The following is a 19,966-nucleotide window of genomic DNA, read 5'->3' on the forward strand; positions in this document are numbered from 1 at the left end:
GAGGTACCAGGCCAACAAAGGCGCTTAGTTAAGCTTCCACTTCTCGACAATGCGTGCGAGGGTGCCATCTGCCCTGATAGTGGCGATGCCCTTATTCACTTTGGTGAGCGCCTGCTCATCGCCCTTGCGCAGAATCAGGCATACCTCACCCTTGATCTGAGGCTGATAGGAGTCAACCAGCCGCACCTTCTGCAGGGTGCCTGAAGACATCTGGTACGCCAGGATGGGGCGGTCGGCGAAACCGGCCTTGATCCGCCCCAGGGACAGGTCGCGGGTCAGGTCCGCGATCGAGTCATAGCCACGTACTTCCTTGTAGATGCCGCGCTTATTGAGCGCATCGAGGAAAATGGTGCCGACCTGGGCACCCACCACCTCACCCTTGAAGTCATCCATGCCGGTGTACGGCGTATTGTCGTCAGCCCGCACTACCAAACCCTCGCCGTACTCGAAAACCGGATCGGAAAACTGCACGATTTTCTCGCGCTCCGGGGTACGCACCATCGCTGCTGAGATCATGTCAATTTTACTGGCTGTCAGGGACGGGATAAGCGAAGCGAAGGTGGTTTGCGCGATATCCACCTCGAAGCCAGCAGCCTTGGAGACGGCTTCGACGGTGTCGATCATCATGCCCTGGATATTGTTGCTTTTCACATCCAGGAAGGTGAAGGGTACTCCGGTGGCGGTGGCACCGACCTTGAACGTTTCCGCTTGAGCAACAAGCGAAGCAGTACAGCCAGCGAACAGAGCAATGGTACAGGCGAACACACGAAGACGAGGATACATGTCGAATACTCCAGTTTGACGCGGTTTGTTGTAGTTGTGCGTGATGGACAGCCTTCTCGTATCAAAAGTCGGCCTTGAATTAAATATATACGATTTACAAAAATCGTAAAGCGGTTTATAAGTATCGCATATCGATATTAAAACCAATCAAGCCAGAGAGATGAGCCATGAGTGAGAACGAAAACAGCCTCTTCAATCAGTCTCTAGAGAAGGGGCTAGCAGTGCTGCGTGCATTCAACGCGCGCCAGCGGACAATGAATCTGGCGGAAATTGCCGAGGCCGCAGGCATCAACAAGAGCTCTGCACAGCGCATGATTTTCACCTTGGAGACGCTGGGGTACGTGTGCAAAAACCCTCAATCCAGGCGTTTCCAGCTCACTCCCCGCGTCATGGAAATTGGTTACAACTATCTGGCCGCAGATACGCTGGTAGACGTCGCCAATCCTTTTCTCGCCGAACTGGCTCAGCTCACGGGGGAATCCACGAACCTCACCGAACCGGTCGGCCTGGAAATGATCTATGTGGCTCGTTTCGTAGCCCCTAAGTTCATTCCGATCCACCTGCCTATCGGCAGTCGCATACCGATGTATTGCACCGCTTCTGGCAGGGCTTATCTAAGCACCTTAAGCGATGAGGGGCTTGGTGAGGTGCTGGCTGCCAGTGATCTGAAGCGGCATACGCAACACACCCTGACAAGGGTGGACGAGATTGTCAGCGCGATTCAGGCGGTCAGAGACAAAGGTTATGCCGTCAACCTTGAGGAGCTTTACCTCGGGGATATGACCATTGCGGCGCCTGTCATCAACAGCCACCATAAACCCGTGGCCTCGGTGCACGTGGTTGCGCCGACCAGCCGATGGACGTTAGAGGAGGCGCAACGACAGATAGCTCCAGCGGTCGTAAAGTGTGCCCACGCAATCAGCACCTCGATACGTTCTCTCTGATGATGAATTGCAATCGCCCTCCCCCCCCCGACTGGTAGCCCTCTCCCTACCTGAAAATGAGGCCTCGGCCTGTTCGGCATCGCCCTGCAGGCGCTACGCTTGGTCGGCCCCTAGTGCAGTCGCCAGGTGAACCGACGTCTCGATCGCTTCGTGGTTCCCAGTACACGAATCGAGCGCTGCGTCGGCAAGGTCGGCGGGCTGAAAAGAGTAGCCGGAAGGCCGGGGTGGAAAAACAGGAAAGCTCGCCGATAAAATGGCACTGCGCTAAGGTGTGCAACTCGTTTAACCACGACGATCTCTGTAGCAAGTAAGCCCGCCCTGCCCTTTAGAGCGGGCTCCAATGGCCTATCGACCTGGCATTCGGACGACGATCTTCCCTATGTGATCGCCTGAGTCCATGTGCCTGTGTGCCTGTGTGCCTCCACGATCTCCTCGAAGTTAAACACATCGTCAATCACGGGAACTACCCGCCCTGCCTCAATATGAGGCCAGGCGTCGCGCAAAACGCCGGCGACAATGGCTTGTTTGGCCACCAGAGAACGGTCTCTCAACGAGGTGGTATGCAGTGATGCTCGCTTGCCCATCATCTTGCCCAGGTGGATGCCCCTGTCGATCCTGTTCATGCTGGCATTTGGCCTGGCTTGCCTGGTCAATTACCCAAGCCTGAAACAGCAGAAAGAGGTCATCGCTCGTCATGCCGACAACGTTATGGCGGTTACCCTGCTGATCTTCGGCGCGGGCATATTCGTCGGCATCATGAGTGGCACCGGGATGATCAAGGCAACTCGGACAACATCATCACGATCCTGCCGGCACAGGCTGGGCATTACATGTCGTTGATCACCGCCTTGCTAAGCGTGCCTTTCACTCATGTACTGACAAACGATGCGTTTTATTTTGGCGTGCTACCCGTTCTCGCCGCGACGGCGGCTCACTATGGAAGCGGCCCGAATGAAATGGCGATTGCTTCACTCGTCGGCCAACCTTCACCTCCTCAGCCCTCTGGTTGCATCAACCAGCGAGTCTCCCTGAAATGGACACTCGGGACAGTCCTGGTCATGCTGGTGGCCGCCATCGCGATTGGCGCTATTACCGTTGTCAACTGAGACTGCAAGCCCGCATTGAGCGCGGCTGGAACATCGGCGATGCACCTCGCATCTGGATTGCAGGTATCTCGATGAGCAGCAGGAATGAGTCTGTCGAGACCACTAACAGGCAAGCCACCTATGACCAAAGATCTAAGCATGCGAATGCATCAAGTCGATGCCTTCACCGCCGGCTTTTTTCCCGGAACCCAGCTGCCGTTCTCGTACTTGAAGACTGGCAGCCGGACGACCTGGTACCTGACTATTACATAGGACAACAATCTCGCCGAAACGGTTTTTTTTCAAAGCCCGGCCCGATGGGGAATGGGATCTGCGCCGGTTTGCTCCAGCGCATGAATTCGATTTTTGCGGCCACACCACCTTGGCGACCGCACACGACCTACTGATCAATAACGAGAAGGCTTCGTTGATATTTCTCACCGCGTCGATGAGTTGCGAGTATCGAACAAGCCGCATAGGTACCGCTCGACATTCCACAGCTTTTCGCGAGAAGTTCTGGACGTACTTCCTAGAGAGATCGTGTCTGCCCCCTTGTCTTGGGTCATCGACAACCGATTCACTGCTTGAACCTAACCCGAAATCGATTGTCTGCAAATTAGCCTAGCCACCTGTACTTCACTGACCGTGAAATCGATCCTCGGTATCTAGGCTCAGAAATGGAAAACAGATCGCGAGAACCTATCCATCCACCAAGGGATAGGGGTTGAACAAACAATCATGAAGATCATAGTGAGTGATAGGTAAATGGAATGACCTCACCGAGTGACAGAGTCGAGTAAAACAGCCGCTGCCATCAGCTAGGTTGATATACAGATGATTCGCGGGAGGCCTATCCATCAGGAATGGAGATCCATCCGTACATGTCCGTTTATATTTACAATCCGCAGACAAAAACCTTCTACCGCCCCATCGACGCAGCATTGCGGTGGTGCAACCTCATCCGTTATGAAGCACAAATAGTGCAAGCTGCATGGTCTTGTCCTGGGAAACTTGCGTCCCTATTCCCGCAATGGCCAGGCCTACACGCAACCACCGAAAAAATCTACGATGCGGTACGTAATAGAGAATTGCCTTATGGTTGCCTCGGTATTTCGGTTCCCATGGGGACTTACGTGGAACCCTATCAATTAACAATACGTCACTCAGATTTACGCCAATGGATGGAGATTTACTACCCCGATCAGAAACCTAGCTTCTTGTTTGAGTCAGGCAGAGACTCACATGAAAAAGTCAGTTTAGGGACGTTCCTGGCGCTACAGGCGGATAGAGATATCCTATTGCAGGAGCTCAACACGCTACGTCTTCACCATCAGGATATTTTGGTAGATCTTCAGGCGATAGGGGTTGAACGGGATGACCTCAAAGTGTTTGTCAAAACGCACGGACAACTCAGCGAGCGTAGCGAACTCACATACCAAAACATCATCGGTGTTTTGGTCAACCTACTCCTGGATCATTCTCCCGCTGGAAAGCCTCTTTCCGTATTTAAGAATCAAGCAGCAATCGTCGATGCCATTATCGCACGCTATAAAGATGTGCCAGGCATTAGCAAACGGACACTGGACGAAAAATTTGCTACAGCTAACCGCAGTCTCAAAAAAAGCAAATAATCCAAGAAATTGCGCTGCAATCCACCCGATTGCAGTGCAATGACTCGATCCCACTTCTAGTATTCAATTCGGGTCACTTCCCATAACGCGCCAATCGGCGCCAGGAGTGACCAGCATGTCTAGTCAACCTTCCCCCATCACTGAAGCTCCTCAACTACAAGTCGAACGTCACATCATGCGCCGTGACGAGGTAGAGCGAAAAACCGGCTTCAAGCGTGCGCACATCTACAACCTGATGAAAGTAGGTAAATTCCCTCAGGCTAAACGCATTGGATTGCGTGCTGTCGGCTGGGACTCGCGGGAGATCGAACGGTGGATCGTTGAACGCCTGGACCAGCAGGCCTGATGCCATGCGAGTTGTATCGGTGGTTTCTACCAAAGGTGGGGTGGGGAAAACCACAGTCGCTGCGAACCTCGGCGGTCTGCTGGCGGATGCTGGCCTACGCGTCCTGCTGCTCGATCTGGATAGCCAACCCACCCTCTCCAGCTATTACGCCTTGAACCACGAGGCCATCGCGGGTGCGTACGAACTCATTGCGCTCAACCAGACAGATCCCGCGCAGATAATTTCCACGACTGAGGTCGTCGGTCTCGACCTGATCCTCTCCAACGACGACCAAAGCCGACTGAGCACCTTGCTGCTGCACGTTCCTGACGGGCGATTACGGCTGCGCAACTTGCTCGACCATTTCCGTTCCAGTTATGACCTGCTTTTGATCGACACCCAAGGCGCACGTAGCGTGCTGCTGGAGATGGCCATCCTCGCCTCCGATCTCGCCCTTTCTCCCATCACGCCTGAAATGCTCGCCGCCCGCGAACTGCGGCGCGGCACCTTGAAGCTGCTCAGCGAACTCGAACCGTTCAGCTACCTGGGCATTCCACCACCATCCTTGCGACTGCTACTAAACCGGGTGAACGCCATTCGGGTGGATACCCGGATGATCATCCAAGGCCTGCGCGAGACCTTCGCTGGGGCTACCCACATCTTGGTCCTAAATACCGTAATTCCCGATCGAGTCGCGTATCTCAATGCTGCCTCCCTCGGCCTACCGGTCCACCGAATCGAAACGCGTCGGTCACGTGAACGAGGCTCGCACTCAGCGTTGGAAATCATGCAGGCGCTGGCCATCGAGTTGTTTCCGGAATGGCGCGAAGCGATCGCTACGGTCAGCAGGTGCGCGGAGGATCAATGAGACGAATCATCAAGCCACCATTTCTCGCCAAGTCATTTTTTTATCGACCTTGAGGCCAACAGCGTTTGGCAAGGAGTCTTTTGATGTTGGATCAACTGCCCATCATCGTCCAACCATCCATTCGACCACTACTCCCACCTTGCGAGGAGTACTGCACTGTGGTCTTTCACCTGCAGGGTGGGCGCTCGGTCACGGCGTGGTTCCTCGCAGAAATCTCCCGACATTTCGAAGGTTCGGGGACCGTCGAAATCGTCAAGTTCGAGGTCGGTGACCTTTTGCGCACCCGGCGTTAACTGAGGTTGTTCCGATGAAAAAGCTCAGTCAGGAGGAGATCACTGACAAGCTGCACCAGGACCACTTCCCTCGGGGCCCAGAACTGGAGCGGCTGTCCGATCCACTCATCGACACACCTATGCTGGTCACGCTGGAGCAGTTGCGGCCCTACGAACTCAACCCACGCTTCATCCGCAATCCGCTGTATGACGATATCAAGGCGTCCATCCGTGAACGCGGGCTGGATCAACCGCCGCCGATTACTCGCCGCCCGGGAGAAACCTATTTCATCATCCGCAACGGCGGTAATACGCGTTTGGCGATTCTCGGCGAGCTATGGCAGGAAACTCGCGACGAGCGCTTCTTCCGCATTCATTGCCTGTTCCGACCCTGGACCAATGAAATCACCACCCTACTCGGCCATCTAGCCGAAAGCGATCTACACGGCCAACTCACCTTCATCGAACGTGCATTGGCGGTAGCCAAACTCAAAACCATGCTCGAACCAGATGGAGTAGTACTCTCGCAACGTGAGCTGGCACGACGTCTTGCCGCTGGAGGCTATCCAATTTCACAGTCGCACATCAGCCGGATGCTCGACACCCTCGAACACCTACTGCCGGCCATTCCGCAAACCCTGTATGCCGGGCTGGGTAAACCCCAGATAGAACGCCTGATCGCTCTACGTAGTCAGGCAGAGCGAACCTGGAACCGTTATCCAACCGCCACCGTTGCGTTCACCGAGTTTTGGCTCGATACCCTGGGCTACTTCGATACTGACCCCGAGTCCTTCGATCTTGAGCAAATCCAGGATGAACTGCTCGAACGCATGAGCCGCTTGCTCGGATCGTCCTATCGTATGTTGGCCCTGGAGCTGAGCGATACCCATCGGGTCATCTCGACGCCTGGCGTTGTCGTCGCAGCCCCCTCAGAGAGCAGTCATCTGCCGAGCGTTGATGAAGCTGCGGCAGGATCGCCCTCCTCCGAGTCCCGTCCCCAATCAGCTGAGATCAGAACCCAGACCGAAACCGCTCGAGAGGAGCTGCTCACTCCACCCGAAACGAAAGTCATATCAGCAGTTTGCCCTGCGTCGCGAGTTCAGCAGATTCGCGAGCAGATCGATCGAGAGACATCCGCCGAAGCAGAATCGACCGTCGAAATGTGCACGATCGCCGAAATCTGGATCATCGCACCAACACTGGATAGCCCCGAACAACTGCGTTTAGCCATTGCCGGACTGGCTCGGGAAATGGCGGCCTATGCCGGACATCCCGAGAGCATCATCGATCAGCAGCATGGCTTGGGCTTCGCCCTGAACATCGAGCGACTGGATCTTGCAGCGCCTCGCGCGACCGGCGTTCACCTGCTGCTCCTGGCCCTGTCGCGCGCTCAAGACGACGTGGACTGGGAAGATCGCAAGCAACTGCCCTCCGCCCTGTTCGGGCAACTGTTATTGGGGGTCTATCAACTCCCGCTGACCGATCGTCCCGCCATGGACGTAGGGCTGGAGCGACTGCCCGACGGTCTGTTAATCAAACTGTATCGCCTGATCCGCCTGGCCCGACGCCTGATCGACTTAACGCTGGCCCCTGAAGACAACTCACCGAAGGAGCTGCCATGAGCTTGTCCTTCAATGTGCTCAACCAGGCCATGCTGACCCAGGTGCTGCATGAGCTGCGCTTGGGTAATCTGCAACGCTGTAAGGCACTCGGACTGGGTGAGGACGACATCTACTTGTTGCAGTCCTTACCGCCCACCACGCTGTCACGCTTGGCCCATGCCACCGTACCCTGGGTTGAGGTCAAGATTGACTCACCGGTGCTGCATAGGTTGATCGAGCAAGCCGAACGCGATGAGCAGAACGAGCGATTGATCAACCGAGCGCTCAAGCTGGGCGCCAGTAGCAGCATCATGTACCAGTGCTTTGGCTTGGCGCATTCGGAAACCGCCCTGCGCCGACGTCTGCTCAAGATCGAAGCTCGTAAAGGCCGCCCTCAGCATTTGAGCGAAGCACAGGAACATGCGCTCTGGCAGCGATGGTGCCAGCTACGCACTCAGGACGGTGCCGAGGATCAGCTCGACGCCATGATGATGCTGGCGGAAGAGCAACAGATCAGCTTGACCATCGTTTGGCAGCAGATCGACCAGTACAGCAACAGAACATGAACACGGCCCCTTCCAATCGCTGGCAGCGTGTCCTGCAGCAATGCACCCGGCAGTTGAATGAGCGCTGGCCCGCGCGCCCTGCCACTGAACAACCTTCCAATCAGGCGCTGCAGGCTGGCTTTCTGTTCAGCGGCCAATCACACGAAGTCGTGCCGCGTCGCCTACTGTTGGATAGTCGGCTGACGCCATTGGAACGTAATGCCTGGCAGGTGTTTCGGCTCATGTTGCAAGGCCAGGGCGTGGTCACACCGCGCTATGAGGATTTGCAGCCTTACCTGTCGAGCGTGCCCTACGGTGCGTCAGCCTCCCGTGAAACCATCGCTCGCATGTTGACCATGCTCAGACTAACCCGCTGGCTCAGCTTGGTGAGCCGTGGCCGCGATCAGCTCAGTGGGCGCCTACAAGGCTCTCTGTACGTCCTGCACGATGAGCCGTTAACCCCCGCCGAAGCCATGGAGTTGGATCAGGATTACCTGGAGCTAGTCGGACATGCCATCGGTCATGCGACCAAGGCTGTGCGCATTGTGGCTCAGCATGTTCTGGAAGAAATTCGCCAGGACACCCGTATCGATTTAGGTCAGCTACCCACGCGGCTTGACAGCTGGGGCGAACACTGGATGCAGCAAGGATTGGACTTGGTAACCGATGATACGTTACACGATTCCGAATTGGGGGAAGATCACCTCGTTCGGAATCGTGCAGGCCCTCGTTCGGATTCCGAACCGGGCTTGAATGCCAATGTTTCCGGCGCAGTTCGGAATCCGAACGCCGCCTGTACTGTATTAAAAGAAAGTATTTGTACAGTACCGCGCGCGACCCTAGCGGTGGATAACCTGCTCTGGCCCGATTCGCTGCACCTGAGTCCAAGCGAGCGTCAGGCCGTGACCGTGGCGCTGAACAAGCTCAACCCAGCGGATCGGCAGGCGGTGCTCAACGAAGCCGGTGCACGCTGTGCGGTCGGTAGTATCCGCAAGCCGGCGGCCTATCTGATGGGGCTTGTCCAGCGCGCACTGAAAGGCGACTTTCATCCCTGGGCAGGTCAGACAGAGCCCTCACACATTGTAGAACCGCCCCCAACAGCACCGTCACGCCCGTCCCGAAAACAGGGCGAACCCGTCTCTGCCCTAGCCCAAGCTTGCCTGAATGAGCTGCGCCAGCTGCGCAGCAAACGCCCTGGACATCAGTAGATTTGATGCCAGTGGCATCAAATCTACTGAGTTCTACTGAGAGATCGCAAAGGGCCGAACCTGTACAATCCGAGTGATACAGCCATCGCCATCCATGGAAATGACTCCGTCGGCGTCACTCGTGAACGTCTCCGAAATTAACCCTCTCAAACCGAATAGACCGCATTCAGCTTTTTGGCTGTCCTTGACCTTTATCTGTCGCAACGTTCCCGTCCAAGCCTATGCGAGGACAACACCGTGGCCGATCACTATCAGCTCAACTTGGGCTCATTGCGCAGCAGCATCACCCTGACCCTGCACACCCACCACGCCGCCCGTATCTGGCAAGGTCGAACCGCACGTGAAGGCGTCCACTCGATCATGGGTATGGCCGGCTACATCAGCGTCACCAATCTGATCAAACAAACCGCGGCCCAGGACGACCCTTATGCCGATTGGGCTATCGTGCAGCTCGAAGAAAAACTGATGCAGGCCAAGGCTGGAATGCTGGAACTGACCCAGCAGCTGGATCGAATCAGGCAGGACCTGCCGACACAGATCGACATGAGCGACAACCTCAACATTCACCCCGTCACCTTGCCGTTGTACATCAGCAGCCAGCTGGGTTTTCTGGCGGTCTACCTGCTAACCGACTACGACACCCTCGTGCGCCGGACCCTATTGGCCCATCACACCGCCTTGATCGGTCGCAGGGACATGGAAGCCTGGATCGATGACGGTGCCCATCTGCTGCGTAGCTTGTTCGGCCAGGCGCAGCGTTATCGGCATGCCGGCGTCACACGTGATGACATGGCGGAGAACAACGCCCGTGCCATTGCGGCCATCGAGAAAATGGGTTTGCCCCCAATGGACATCCTTGAAGGGCATCGCCGCTCCCAGTTCGCGCCGCCAATCATTCGCCGTGGTGCTGTGGCAGTGGATGATGCTGACGTGTTGGCAGAGGAGATGGGAGAGCTATCTGCAACGGTGGATGAGCCTGAGGACGAAGCATGAATCCCCTGACTTCGGCTCAGCCGATGCCCTTCGAAGCATTGACACCGGATGCCTATCGGCAGCTCGAACACGCAGCCTCCCTAAAAGGCCTTTTAAAACCTTTTAAGGGTAAGGGGGAGTTGGAGCATCTGGCGCAAGTGGCGAGGGAAATCGAGGCGCAGTTATGCCACCTGATGGAGGCTGTGGTGCAGCAGGCCGGACAGCCCCCTTACTCACTGCTGGATATTCGAATGGTGCTGCAGAACACCAGCGCGGGCAGCACCTTTTTGCGTTGGCGTACCCGCGACTTCGCCCGTATGGGGGTTGCCGTCTGGGAACGCCAGATGAGCAACAAAACCCTACCGCAGGTCGTGCGCGAGGGACTGCACCAATTCGAATGCAACCGCATTGCACTGAACCTGCAAATGAGCGTGGTGCATTCGCTCTACCGCCAGGCATCAACCTGCGCGATCAAAATGGCCAGTGCCGAACGGTTACTGCGCCAATTCACAACCGCAGTGGAGGTATCAGGATGAGTACTTTTTTTGTCGGCGAAGGCAACATCGGCAGTGCGCCAGAGTTCCAGGAATTCCCATCAGGCAATGACGAGCCGCGGCGTTTGCTACGGCTGAATGTGTACTTCGACAACCCCGTGCCACGCGAGGGCAGCTATGAAGACCGAGGCGGCTATTGGGCGCCGGTTGAACTCTGGCACCGCGAAGCTGAGCACTGGAGCACGCTATACCAGAAAGGCATGCGCGTGCTGGTCGAAGGCCGCACAGTGCGCGATGAGTGGGAGGACAGCGAAGACAATGCGCGGGTCACCTTCAAGATCGAGGCCCGTCGAGTCGGCATGCTGCCTCACCGAGTGCACAGCGTGGTCATGCGCGAACGCTCCAGTGAACAAGCAGCATCTGCGACACACGTCGGGCAAAACGCAGAGCAGACCAGCTCACCTGCGTCGAAACCCAAAAAACGCAGAGGGCAGCCATCTACGGACTGACAGACTTCAGGCATAAAAATTGCGCCTCTGCGCGAAGTTGATGGCCTGTTACTACTCGCTGCTCGTGAAGATCCACCCTGTCGTCCACGCTAAAACTGGGTAGTAGCCTCGGGCTTTAAGCCTGCCCTCTCCGACTAATATGAGGAACCTGGAATTCAGGTTTCTCGTATCTCGCAACGGCTGTTTCCAACAACGCTGCTCCGAACTCAATCCGGAGCAGTTCTATGCGCCTCTTCCTCTGTGAGAAACCTTCCCAAGGTCGAGACATCGCCAAAGTACTCGGAGCCACCCAGCGCGGTGATGGTTGCCTGATCGGCACCGACTCAACCGTCACCTGGTGTATCGGCCATCTGCTGGAGACGGCCCCACCCGAAGCCTATTGCACTCAGTACAAGAACTGGTCGTTGGATCATCTACCGATCATTCCCGCGCAGTGGCAGGTCGAGATCAAACCCAAGACTACGGCGCAGTTCAAAGTCATCAAGCGCCTGCTCAGTGAAGCCTCCACCGTCGTGATCGCGACCGACGCCGATCGCGAAGGTGAACTGATTGCCCGCGAGCTACTGGAACTCTGCAAGTATCGAGGTCCCGTTCAACGACTTTGGTTGTCCGCACTCAACGAGACCTCGATTCGCAAAGCACTGTCCTCACTAAAGTCTGGTCAGGAGACCTACCCGCTCTACCACTCAGCCCTGGCCCGCAGCCGCGCCGACTGGCTGATCGGCATGAACCTCAGTCGTTTGTTTACCCTCCTCGGTCGGCGGGTGGGTTACGACGGCGTACTGTCGGTTGGACGTGTCCAGACTCCTACCCTACGTCTAGTGGTCGATCGGGATCGTGCGATTGCCAGCTTCGTCTCAGTACCCTACTGGGACGTGGATGTGCACCTGTCCTCAATGGGGCAACCATTCATCGCATCGTGGTTAAGCCCCAGCTCAGGGCAGGACGAGGCGGGTCGTTGCCTGCAACAAGCGCTGGCCATTCAGGCGGCCCAAGAGATTTCTAGCGGTAAGATCGCCACAGTGCTCTCGCTGCAGACTGAGCATTCCCGCGAACCGCCACCCCTGCCCTTCGACCTGAGCACACTGCAAGAAGTCTGTTCGCGCAAGTTGAGGCTCGGAGTCCAGGAAGTCCTGAACATCGCCCAAGCTTTGTATGAAACCCACAAAGCCACCACCTACCCGCGCAGCGACTGCCGCTATTTACCAGAGAGTATGTTCAACGAGGTACCCGCGGTATTCGATGCCCTGCTCAAAACGGATCCCACACTGCTGCCCGCATTGGGAGGACTCGATCGATCACTGCACTCCCGCGTGTGGAACGATGCCAAGGTCACCGCGCACCACGCCATCATCCCCACCACCGAACCGGCGAATCTGGCGCGGATGTCCGAACAAGAACGCCGAGTCTACGAACTGATCCGTAGCCACTACCTCGCGCAATTTCTTCCACATCATGAGTTTGATCGAACCCAGGTCGAACTGGAGTGCAGTGGAGAGCGTTTGACTGCTGTTGGCAAACAGATCCTGGTGCAGGGCTGGAAAGGTTTGCTCTACGAAAACACCGAGGACGATGAGCCCAGTCACAAGTCCCAAGTATTGCCGGTTTTGCAACAGAGTACTCGGTGCGCAGTGGACGACGTCGAACTCAAGTCCATGCGTACTGCCGCTCCCAAACCTCTCACTGAGGGCGACCTGATCAAGGCGATGAAGAACGTAGCCAAATTGATTAACGACCCTCGCCTGAAACAGAAACTTCGGGATACCACCGGTATCGGTACCGAAGCCACGCGAGCCGGCATCATCAAAGGGTTGATTGATCGCGGTTATTTGCTGAAGAAAAAACGCGCCTTGATGGCCTCCGCAGCGGCCCACACCCTGATCGAGGCGGTACCCGCTGCAATCGCAGATCCAGGTATGACCGCGATCTGGGAACAGGCTTTGGACGAAATCGAAGCGGGACGTCTGACTCTTGATGCGTTCGTCGCCAAGCAGGCGAACTGGATTGCGCAGTTAGTCGCACACTGCGGCTCTCTTACTTTAGCCATTCCTGTCGAGGCCGGCCCGACCTGCCCCATTTGCAACGCCTCAATGCTCAGGCGAAAGGGGAAATCAGCGCCGTTCTGGTCATGCTCCCACTACCCGGATTGCAAGGGTGCTGCACCGATCAGAAAAGATGCACGTCACCCATAATGCTCCATTGGAGATCAACATGAGTATTGGAGCTATGGACTGGTCAGAGCATCATCAACGGCAACCGATCCCTCTCTTAGTCGCTTAGAGGCTGTCCGATTTCACGGACCAAGGCGCTACCTGTCGAAATCCATATCTGCCCCAGTTCGTTGAACGCTTTAAGGTGAACAGGATTTTCGTTGAGCCAATGAACAAGGCTGTCGAAGTGCTCGGGGTTATCAGGGTAATCATGAATCTTGATGAACAGCTCCAGCGTTCGACCCCAGATCAGATGGGTAATTGCTTTATCTTGACCACCGGCTTGCATTCCCGTTGACCAGGCATTTGCATTCGCACTGACCAGCGATGGATTACGTAGCACCTCGACCCAAAGCATGACGATCAGTCCATTGCCGCCCTCCATCAGCTACGAGCTATGCGGGTGCCGCGCGCCCTCGGTAACAGCTCTGGACCTCCCCCGCGCAAAAATACCTTCTTGTGCTCCACGATGTGGCGTTCGGTAACAAATAGCGCCGCTTTAGTGCCCCCGCCAGCTCATGAAACGTGTTTCGCCTACAGAAAGAGTTCAAATAGACCTCAAATTCAGTAGTTGGCACGATAAAGGCATATTTGTATCTATGAGATTGTTGAACAATCACGCTTACTCACTGCGTTCAGAAACCGAGGATACGAACATGCAAAAAGGTCTGACGAGCAAGAAAACCACGCGCAACCTGGCGTTGACGATCTCCCTGGCTTGCGTGGTGCCGCTACTGTCTGCGGCAGAGATCAAGGGCACGCTCAAACAGGGAGAGCTGTCAGTCGGTTCCGACCTGACCTATCCGCCCTACACCTATCTGGAGCAAAAGCAGCCAAGTGGATTCGACCCCGAGTTCATGCAGTTGATGGGCAAACAATTGCAATTGGAGCCGCGTTTCCTCGACACCCGCTTTGCCAACCTGATCCTGGGCGTTAATGCCCAGCGTTTCGACGTGGTCGCCTCGGCGCTCTATGTCACCCCGGAACGCGCCAAGCAGGTGGATTTCATCAGCTACCTGAAGACCGGCTCCTCTTTGATGGTGCTCAGTGCCAGCAACTTCAGGCCACAGCGCCCCGAAGACCTTTGCGGCAAGCGCGTGGGCTCGATCAAGGGCGCATCCTGGGTGCCCAAGCTCAACAAGGTTTCCGCCGAATACTGCCTGGCCTCGGGCAAGCCGGCGATCCAGTCTCGTGAATTCCCGACCTCGCCCGAAGCGGCACAGGCCTTGTTGGCCCAGGCTGTGGATGTGCAGATGGAAGATCCCGCAGTCGCCAAAATCACCGTAGAAAAACTGCAGGGCAAAACCGTTATCAGCTCCAACGAGTTGATCTATCCAGTCGTCATCGGGCTGGCGGTGCGCAAAGGCAACCAGGCGCTACTGGAAGAACTGACCACAGCGCTCGACCAGATCAAACAGAACGGCAGCTACGGCGAGCTGCTCGCCCGCTACAACCTGGACGAACCGAATGCCGAAGAAATCAACGTGGCGTTGGGCACCACCACACCCTGAAACCCTGCGCCGGACGCATCCAGTAGCGGATTCATTGATTCTTTCCGCTCTGCGGAAAAATCACAGCAACGCGGAGTAAGTACATGCAATTCGATTGGTATTACACCTTGGGCCTATTGTGGAACGGCGACTTCTGGCGGGCCGTGGCAACCGTGGTCGAACTGAGCCTGGAAACCTGGCTGCTGGGTATCGTCTTCGGCTTTCTCCTGGCCTTGGCGCGACAGTCGCAGCGGCGTTTTCTGCGGGATGCGGCCGGCCTCTATATCTGGTTTTTCCGCAGTCTGCCGCTGCTGGTTCTGCTGATCTTCGTCTACAACCTGCCCCAGGTGTTTCCCTCCACCAGTGCGCTGCTGTCCAATCCATACTCAGCAGGCCTGATCGCCTTGGTGCTCAGTGAAGCGGCGTATATAGCCGAGATTCATCGCGGCGGCCTGCTGGCGGTGGCCAAGGGTCAACTGGAAGCGGGCAAGGCCCTGGGCATCGGTTATCGCGGCGTACAGCGGCTGATCGTAGTACCTCAGGCGCTGCGAGTCGCCCTACCGACCCTGGCCAACGAATACATCACCATCGTCAAGCTCACATCGTTGGTCTCGGTGATATCGCTGTCGGAAATCCTTCTGGTAGGCCAACAGCTCTATACCCAGAATTTCCTGGTCATGGAGACCATGTTCGCGGTGGCCTTCTACTACGTGTTTATTGTCACCGTGTTCAGCCGCCTATTGCGCCTGCTGGAGAACCACCTGGACGTAACCCGGCGCAAACCGAAGAACATCGCCCCCGCCGAACTCGGGCAAGTGGCGACCCGGCGTGCCGCCGGCCAGTCCGAGCCAGGCGAATTTGCTCTGCAGGCGCGGGGTGTGCGCAAGTCTTATGGCGAGCTGGAAGTACTCAAGGGCGTTGAGCTGAATGTGCGTTGGGGCGAGGTCGTATCGATCATCGGCCCATCGGGCTCAGGCAAAACCACGCTGATTCGCACCATGAATGGCCTGGAAAGCCTGGACCATGGCGAAATCACCCTGCAGGGCCAACCATTCCTGCGTGGTACCAAAGCACCGGAGGGCGCCCTGGGTAACAAAGTGCATATGCAGGGCATCGTGCAGGTAGGAATGGTCTTCCAGGGCTTCAATTTGTTCCCGCACAAGACCGCCCTGGAAAACGTCATGCTCGCACCGGTCTATCACGCCCATGGCGGTGGCGAAGAGCTGCGCTTGTTGAGCTTGGCGCTGCTACGCAAGGTCGGCATGCTCGAGCATGCCGGCAAATATCCGCACCAGCTTTCCGGCGGCCAGCAGCAGCGCGTGGCGATTGCCCGGGCGCTGGCGATGCGACCTTCAGTCATGCTGTTCGACGAACCGACCTCGGCCCTCGACCCGGAGCTGGTCGGTGATGTACTGGCTGTAATCGAGGAACTGGCCCGCGAAGGCATGACCATGGTGATCGTCACCCACGAAATGAACTTCGCCTTCAAGCTCTCCGATCGGGTGGTGTTTATGGAGGGCGGCGAGATTATCCAGAACGCCGCGCCACAAGAGATGCTGGAGCAGCGCAGCGAGCGCATGACCAAGTTCCTCAAAGACGTACAACTGGCGTGAGCCGAGGGGCACAACGGTGAGTCAACCCAAGGAAAAAAGTCTGTCGCTGGTCGATCAGGTTGCCATCGAGCTGCGCGAAGACATCATTGGCGGGCGCCTGTTGCCGGGCATGCCGCTGGTAGAAAGCGAACTGGTCAATGCTTACAACGCCTCGCGCAATACCGTGCGCGAAGCGTTGCACCAGCTGGGTCGTGAAGGCCTGACCAGCTACGTGCGCAACAAAGGCGTGATGGTGCGCCGGCTGGGCATCGACGACGTGCGCGATATCTTCAAGGTCCGCCGCACCCTCGAATTGCAGGCGATCGCCGCAAGCAAACCGCTGCGCGAATACCAGTCCGACCTGATGCTCGAAGCCATCGAAGCCGCGCAACTGGCCCAAGACCGCGAGAACTGGCAAGCCTTCGGCACCCACAGTTTGCGTTTTCACCAGCACATCGTCGGCCTGTTGCGCAGCCCGCTGTTCGACGAATTCTTCACCCACGTTGCGGCCCAGATGCGCCTGGTGTTTTCCAACGCTCCCAGCGAGGAAACCTTTCAGAAGCCCTGGCTCGAACGCGACCGGCATATCCACGACCTGCTGGGTGACGGCCGCAAGAAAGAAGCCGAGGAAGCCATGAGCAGCTACCTCAACGACTCCGAGTTGGTGCTGCTGGACATTCTGAGCAACATCCCAAAACACTGAAAAGAGGATCACCCCATGTACAAGGACTATCCAGCGGCCTATCAAGTCAGCAAAGGCGCCGCATTGCAAGTCGACAAAGCCTTCTATGACCGCGTGCGCAAGTCCAGGGATGGCCGCACCCTGATCGAGCAATTCGAGGTACCGATCCGCACCGGCCGCGCCTGGAAAGTGCCAGCGGGCCACGTGTTTCGCGTGACCACACCGGTCGGCCCACAGGTCGGAGACTTCAACGTGTGGAGCGCTAACGACCCCCGCGAACGCATGTGGGCGGCCCGTACTCGCCAGCTGCAAGGCGCCCACGTCACCACTTACGACCGCCTGTGGTCGAACCTTCCCTTCCTGAGGCCGATGGTCACCATCACCGACGACAGCCTGGCCGACTACGGCATCGACGAACACGGCGGTCGTCTGCACGACTTGCTGGGCACCCGTTGCGACCCATACGTGAACAAGATGCTCACCGGCGAGGACTTCCACCACCACTGCCATTCAAACCTGACGCGTGCCGTGTTGCCCCATGGCCTGACCGAGTTCGACGTGCACGACGTACTGAACATCTTCCAGTGCACCGGCCTCAATCACGACGACATGTACTTCATGAAAGCCTGCCCGGCGAAACAGGGCGACTACCTGGAGTTCTTCGCCGAAATCGATCTGCTGTGTGCTCTCTCCACCTGCCCGGGCGGTGACCTGTCGCTGCCGATGTGGGGGCCCGACGCCGAGGATCCGCTGAAGGTCTGCCGCCCACTGGGCGTGGAAATCTACCGCCTCGACGAGTCGCTGTTGGACGGTTGGAAACAACCCGAGCGTGCCGCCTACAACGGCAACCACGGCCTGCTGATTCCCAAAGCCGAGTGGGAAAAATAACCACAGGCTAAATCGACACCTGGGGCACCCACTCGCCCCGGGTGTCTCGCAGACTGGCCGCACAGCCAAGGCAGGAGTCAACGACCATGAACACACCACTACTAAACTGCGATATCGGCGAAAGCTTCGGCGCCTGGACCACAGGCTGCGACGCCGACATCATGCCCTTTATCGATTGCGCCAACATCGCCTGCGGCTTCCACGCCTCCGACCCCAGCACCATGCGCAAGACCGTAACCCTGGCCCTGGCCCACGACGTGCGCATAGGTGCCCATCCCGCCTACCCGGACCTGGTCGGCTTTGGCCGCCGCTCCATGAGCTGTTCGCCGCAAGAAGTCGAAGATTTGATGCTCTACCAGATTGGTGCGCTGGAAGGTATTTGCCGCGCACTGGGCGGACGAGTGCAATACGTCAAACCTCACGGCGCGCTGTACAACGACATGATGCGCGATGCCAGAACACTGCGTGCGGTTTTCAAGGCCGCGGCCGCCTACGAGGGCGAGTTGCGGCTGATGCTGATGGCCCAACGCGATAACACCACGGCCTTGGCCCTGAGCGCCGAGTTCGGCGTACCGGTCTGGTTCGAAGCCTTCGCCGATCGTGCTTACGACCCGGCCGGGCACCTGGTATCACGCAGCCTGCCCGGCGCGGTTCACCACGACGCAAAAACCGTGATCGACCAGGCCCTGACCCTGGCCCGTGGCGAAGAGCTGATGGCCAATGACGGCAGCGCTCTGCATCTGCAGGCCGATACAATTTGCGTGCACGGTGACAACGACAGCTCGATTGCTGCCGTACAGCGCATTCGCCTGGCCCTCGGGGAGCTGCAAGAAGCATGAAGATCCGCATCGAAATCGTCGCTGTAGACTGCCTGATGGTGCGGTTGTTCGACACCATCGACGAAGCCCACATGCCCTGGCTGCTGGCGGCGTCCCGGCGTTTGCACGAATGCTTCGGCCAGGGCCTGATCGACCTGGTGCCCTCCTACACCACGCTGATGGTGCACTACGATCTGCGCCAGTTGCAGGTGAGCAAGGCCCGAGAGCTGATCGCCCAGGCCCTCGACAACCTGCAGCCCGATGCTGGCGGCAGTGGCCGCAGCCACAGTTTGCCAACCTGGTACGACCCCTGTGTGGGTCCCGAGCTGAAGTTCCTGGCACACCGCAGCGGGCTGTCCATCAATGAAGTCATCGAGCGCCACAGCGGCCACGAGTACCAGGTGTTTGCCCTCGGATTCGTACCCGGCTTCGCCTTTATGGGCCTGGTCGAGGAAATCCTCGCCAGCCCGCGCCTGAATACCCCGCGCAAACGTGTGGCGGCCGGCAGCGTCGGCATTGCCGAACGCCAGACCGCCGCTTACCCACAAGCCTCGCCCGGCGGCTGGAATCTGATAGGACGCACGCCGGTACGGCTGTTCGACCACGCGCTGGATGGTTACAGTCTGCTGCAACCGGGTGACCGGGTGCGCTTCGAAGCGATCAGCCATGACGAGTTCATCCGTCTCGGCGGCGACGACACACCACTGGAGGCGCACCCATGAGTGGCTTGCTGGTAGAACGCAGCACCCCGTTAATCCTACTGCAAGACAGCGGCCGTTTTGGCATTCGCCAACTCGGCGTGACCCAGGGAGGCGCCACTGACTGGATCTCCATGTTCTGGGCCAACTGGCTGCTGGGCAACCCACTGGAAGCGGCGGTGATCGAGATCACCCTCGGCGGTCTCAGTCTGATTGCCCAGCAGGATGCCTGCCTGGCCCTGGCCGGTGCCGACCTCGGCGCCAGCCTCGACGGTCAGCCGCTGCAACCCTGGCGCAGTTTTCTCGTGCGCCGTGGCCAACGCCTCGTGTTCAGCCAGCCGGTCCAGGGCG

Annotated in this window: 23 protein-coding genes and 1 pseudogene; 22 read left to right on the plus strand and 2 right to left on the minus strand. The window is 57.6% G+C overall.

The window, feature by feature from the left end:
• Positions 1-24 precede the first annotated feature (24 nt).
• The gene (locus ACCD00_RS09870; protein ID WP_222585664.1) at positions 25-783 is read right to left on the minus strand and encodes an ABC transporter substrate-binding protein; all 759 of its coding nucleotides are present in this window, start codon (positions 781-783) and stop codon (positions 25-27) included.
• A gap of 167 nt (positions 784-950) precedes the next feature.
• Between ACCD00_RS09870 and ACCD00_RS09875 the strand changes: the two genes are divergently transcribed.
• The 15 genes from ACCD00_RS09875 (at position 951) to ACCD00_RS09945 (ending at position 13,429) form a co-directional block, all read left to right on the plus strand.
• On the plus strand, positions 951-1,727 hold the full coding sequence (locus ACCD00_RS09875; protein ID WP_222585663.1) for an IclR family transcriptional regulator: 777 nt from the start codon (positions 951-953) through the stop codon (positions 1,725-1,727).
• 576 nt (positions 1,728-2,303) lie between these two features.
• Entirely contained in the window at positions 2,304-2,567 is a 264-nt protein-coding gene (locus ACCD00_RS09880; protein ID WP_413424004.1) for a hypothetical protein, read from the plus strand.
• Entirely contained in the window at positions 2,558-2,833 is a 276-nt protein-coding gene (locus tag ACCD00_RS09885) for a hypothetical protein (RefSeq protein WP_261398005.1), read from the plus strand. Before ACCD00_RS09880 ends, ACCD00_RS09885 begins: the two co-directional genes overlap by 10 nt.
• Positions 2,834-3,092: 259 nt before the next feature.
• Positions 3,093-3,437 (plus strand): PhzF family phenazine biosynthesis protein, encoded by a 345-nt coding sequence (locus ACCD00_RS09890; protein ID WP_222590376.1) that lies wholly within the window; start codon positions 3,093-3,095, stop codon positions 3,435-3,437.
• 256 nt (positions 3,438-3,693) lie between these two features.
• Complete coding sequence (locus ACCD00_RS09895; protein WP_222585660.1) at positions 3,694-4,443, plus strand: hypothetical protein; 750 nt, start codon at positions 3,694-3,696, stop codon at positions 4,441-4,443.
• A gap of 115 nt (positions 4,444-4,558) precedes the next feature.
• A complete protein-coding gene (locus ACCD00_RS09900) occupies positions 4,559-4,789 on the plus strand; it encodes an AlpA family phage regulatory protein (RefSeq protein ID WP_222585659.1) in 231 nt (76 codons plus the stop codon).
• 4 nt (positions 4,790-4,793) lie between these two features.
• The gene (locus ACCD00_RS09905; protein ID WP_222590375.1) at positions 4,794-5,636 is read left to right on the plus strand and encodes a ParA family protein; all 843 of its coding nucleotides are present in this window, start codon (positions 4,794-4,796) and stop codon (positions 5,634-5,636) included.
• Positions 5,637-5,794: 158 nt separating this feature from the next.
• Positions 5,795-5,929 carry a hypothetical protein gene (locus tag ACCD00_RS09910; RefSeq protein ID WP_261398004.1) on the plus strand — a complete coding sequence of 45 codons (135 nt, stop codon included), beginning with the start codon at positions 5,795-5,797 and terminating at the stop codon, positions 5,927-5,929.
• Positions 5,930-5,943: 14 nt separating this feature from the next.
• A complete protein-coding gene (locus tag ACCD00_RS09915) occupies positions 5,944-7,530 on the plus strand; it encodes a ParB family protein (protein WP_413424007.1) in 1,587 nt (528 codons plus the stop codon).
• Positions 7,527-8,075 carry a DUF2857 domain-containing protein gene (locus ACCD00_RS09920; RefSeq protein ID WP_413424009.1) on the plus strand — a complete coding sequence of 183 codons (549 nt, stop codon included), beginning with the start codon at positions 7,527-7,529 and terminating at the stop codon, positions 8,073-8,075. Before ACCD00_RS09915 ends, ACCD00_RS09920 begins: the two co-directional genes overlap by 4 nt.
• Entirely contained in the window at positions 8,072-9,262 is a 1,191-nt protein-coding gene (locus tag ACCD00_RS09925) for an STY4528 family pathogenicity island replication protein (protein ID WP_413424011.1), read from the plus strand. The genes ACCD00_RS09920 and ACCD00_RS09925 overlap by 4 nt, the downstream gene beginning before the upstream one ends.
• A 237-nt stretch (positions 9,263-9,499) precedes the next feature.
• Entirely contained in the window at positions 9,500-10,255 is a 756-nt protein-coding gene (locus tag ACCD00_RS09930) for a PFL_4669 family integrating conjugative element protein (protein WP_222585654.1), read from the plus strand.
• Positions 10,252-10,770, plus strand: coding sequence for a DUF3158 family protein (locus ACCD00_RS09935; RefSeq protein WP_413424013.1), 519 nt, complete (start codon positions 10,252-10,254; stop codon positions 10,768-10,770). The genes ACCD00_RS09930 and ACCD00_RS09935 overlap by 4 nt, the downstream gene beginning before the upstream one ends.
• Positions 10,767-11,237: a single-stranded DNA-binding protein gene (locus ACCD00_RS09940; RefSeq protein ID WP_413424015.1), complete on the plus strand. Its 471-nt coding sequence runs from the start codon at positions 10,767-10,769 to the stop codon at positions 11,235-11,237. The genes ACCD00_RS09935 and ACCD00_RS09940 overlap by 4 nt, the downstream gene beginning before the upstream one ends.
• Before the next feature lie 224 nt (positions 11,238-11,461).
• Positions 11,462-13,429 (plus strand): DNA topoisomerase III, encoded by a 1,968-nt coding sequence (locus ACCD00_RS09945; protein ID WP_413424017.1) that lies wholly within the window; start codon positions 11,462-11,464, stop codon positions 13,427-13,429.
• Positions 13,430-13,505: 76 nt separating this feature from the next.
• Here the strand turns inward: ACCD00_RS09945 and ACCD00_RS09950 are convergent, their stop codons facing one another.
• Positions 13,506-13,805: a hypothetical protein gene (locus ACCD00_RS09950; protein WP_413424019.1), complete on the minus strand. Its 300-nt coding sequence runs from the start codon at positions 13,803-13,805 to the stop codon at positions 13,506-13,508.
• A gap of 298 nt (positions 13,806-14,103) precedes the next feature.
• On the opposite strand from ACCD00_RS09950, the gene ACCD00_RS09955 reads away from it, so the two are divergent.
• The 7 genes and pseudogenes from ACCD00_RS09955 to ACCD00_RS09985 all read left to right on the plus strand — a co-directional run.
• Entirely contained in the window at positions 14,104-14,958 is an 855-nt protein-coding gene (locus tag ACCD00_RS09955) for an ABC transporter substrate-binding protein (protein WP_413424021.1), read from the plus strand.
• A gap of 83 nt (positions 14,959-15,041) precedes the next feature.
• On the plus strand, positions 15,042-16,550 hold the full coding sequence (locus tag ACCD00_RS09960) for an amino acid ABC transporter permease/ATP-binding protein (protein ID WP_413424023.1): 1,509 nt from the start codon (positions 15,042-15,044) through the stop codon (positions 16,548-16,550).
• 16 nt (positions 16,551-16,566) lie between these two features.
• Entirely contained in the window at positions 16,567-17,232 is a 666-nt protein-coding gene (locus ACCD00_RS09965) for a GntR family transcriptional regulator (protein ID WP_222585648.1), read from the plus strand.
• A 15-nt stretch (positions 17,233-17,247) separates the two neighbouring features.
• Positions 17,248-18,099: an urea carboxylase-associated family protein gene (locus ACCD00_RS09970; RefSeq protein ID WP_413424025.1), complete on the plus strand. Its 852-nt coding sequence runs from the start codon at positions 17,248-17,250 to the stop codon at positions 18,097-18,099.
• An 86-nt stretch (positions 18,100-18,185) separates the two neighbouring features.
• Positions 18,186-18,938 carry a 5-oxoprolinase subunit PxpA gene (locus tag ACCD00_RS09975; protein WP_413424027.1) on the plus strand — a complete coding sequence of 251 codons (753 nt, stop codon included), beginning with the start codon at positions 18,186-18,188 and terminating at the stop codon, positions 18,936-18,938.
• A complete protein-coding gene (gene pxpB / locus ACCD00_RS09980) occupies positions 18,935-19,639 on the plus strand; it encodes a 5-oxoprolinase subunit PxpB (protein WP_413424029.1) in 705 nt (234 codons plus the stop codon). The genes ACCD00_RS09975 and pxpB overlap by 4 nt, the downstream gene beginning before the upstream one ends.
• Positions 19,636-19,966: pseudogene (locus ACCD00_RS09985) on the plus strand (allophanate hydrolase); the annotation flags it as partial. The gene pxpB and the pseudogene ACCD00_RS09985, both read left to right, overlap by 4 nt.

The sequence above is a fragment of the Pseudomonas sp. Pseusp3 genome (assembly GCF_047304225.1).
Lineage (GTDB): Bacteria > Pseudomonadota > Gammaproteobacteria > Pseudomonadales > Pseudomonadaceae > Aquipseudomonas > Aquipseudomonas fluorescens_CD.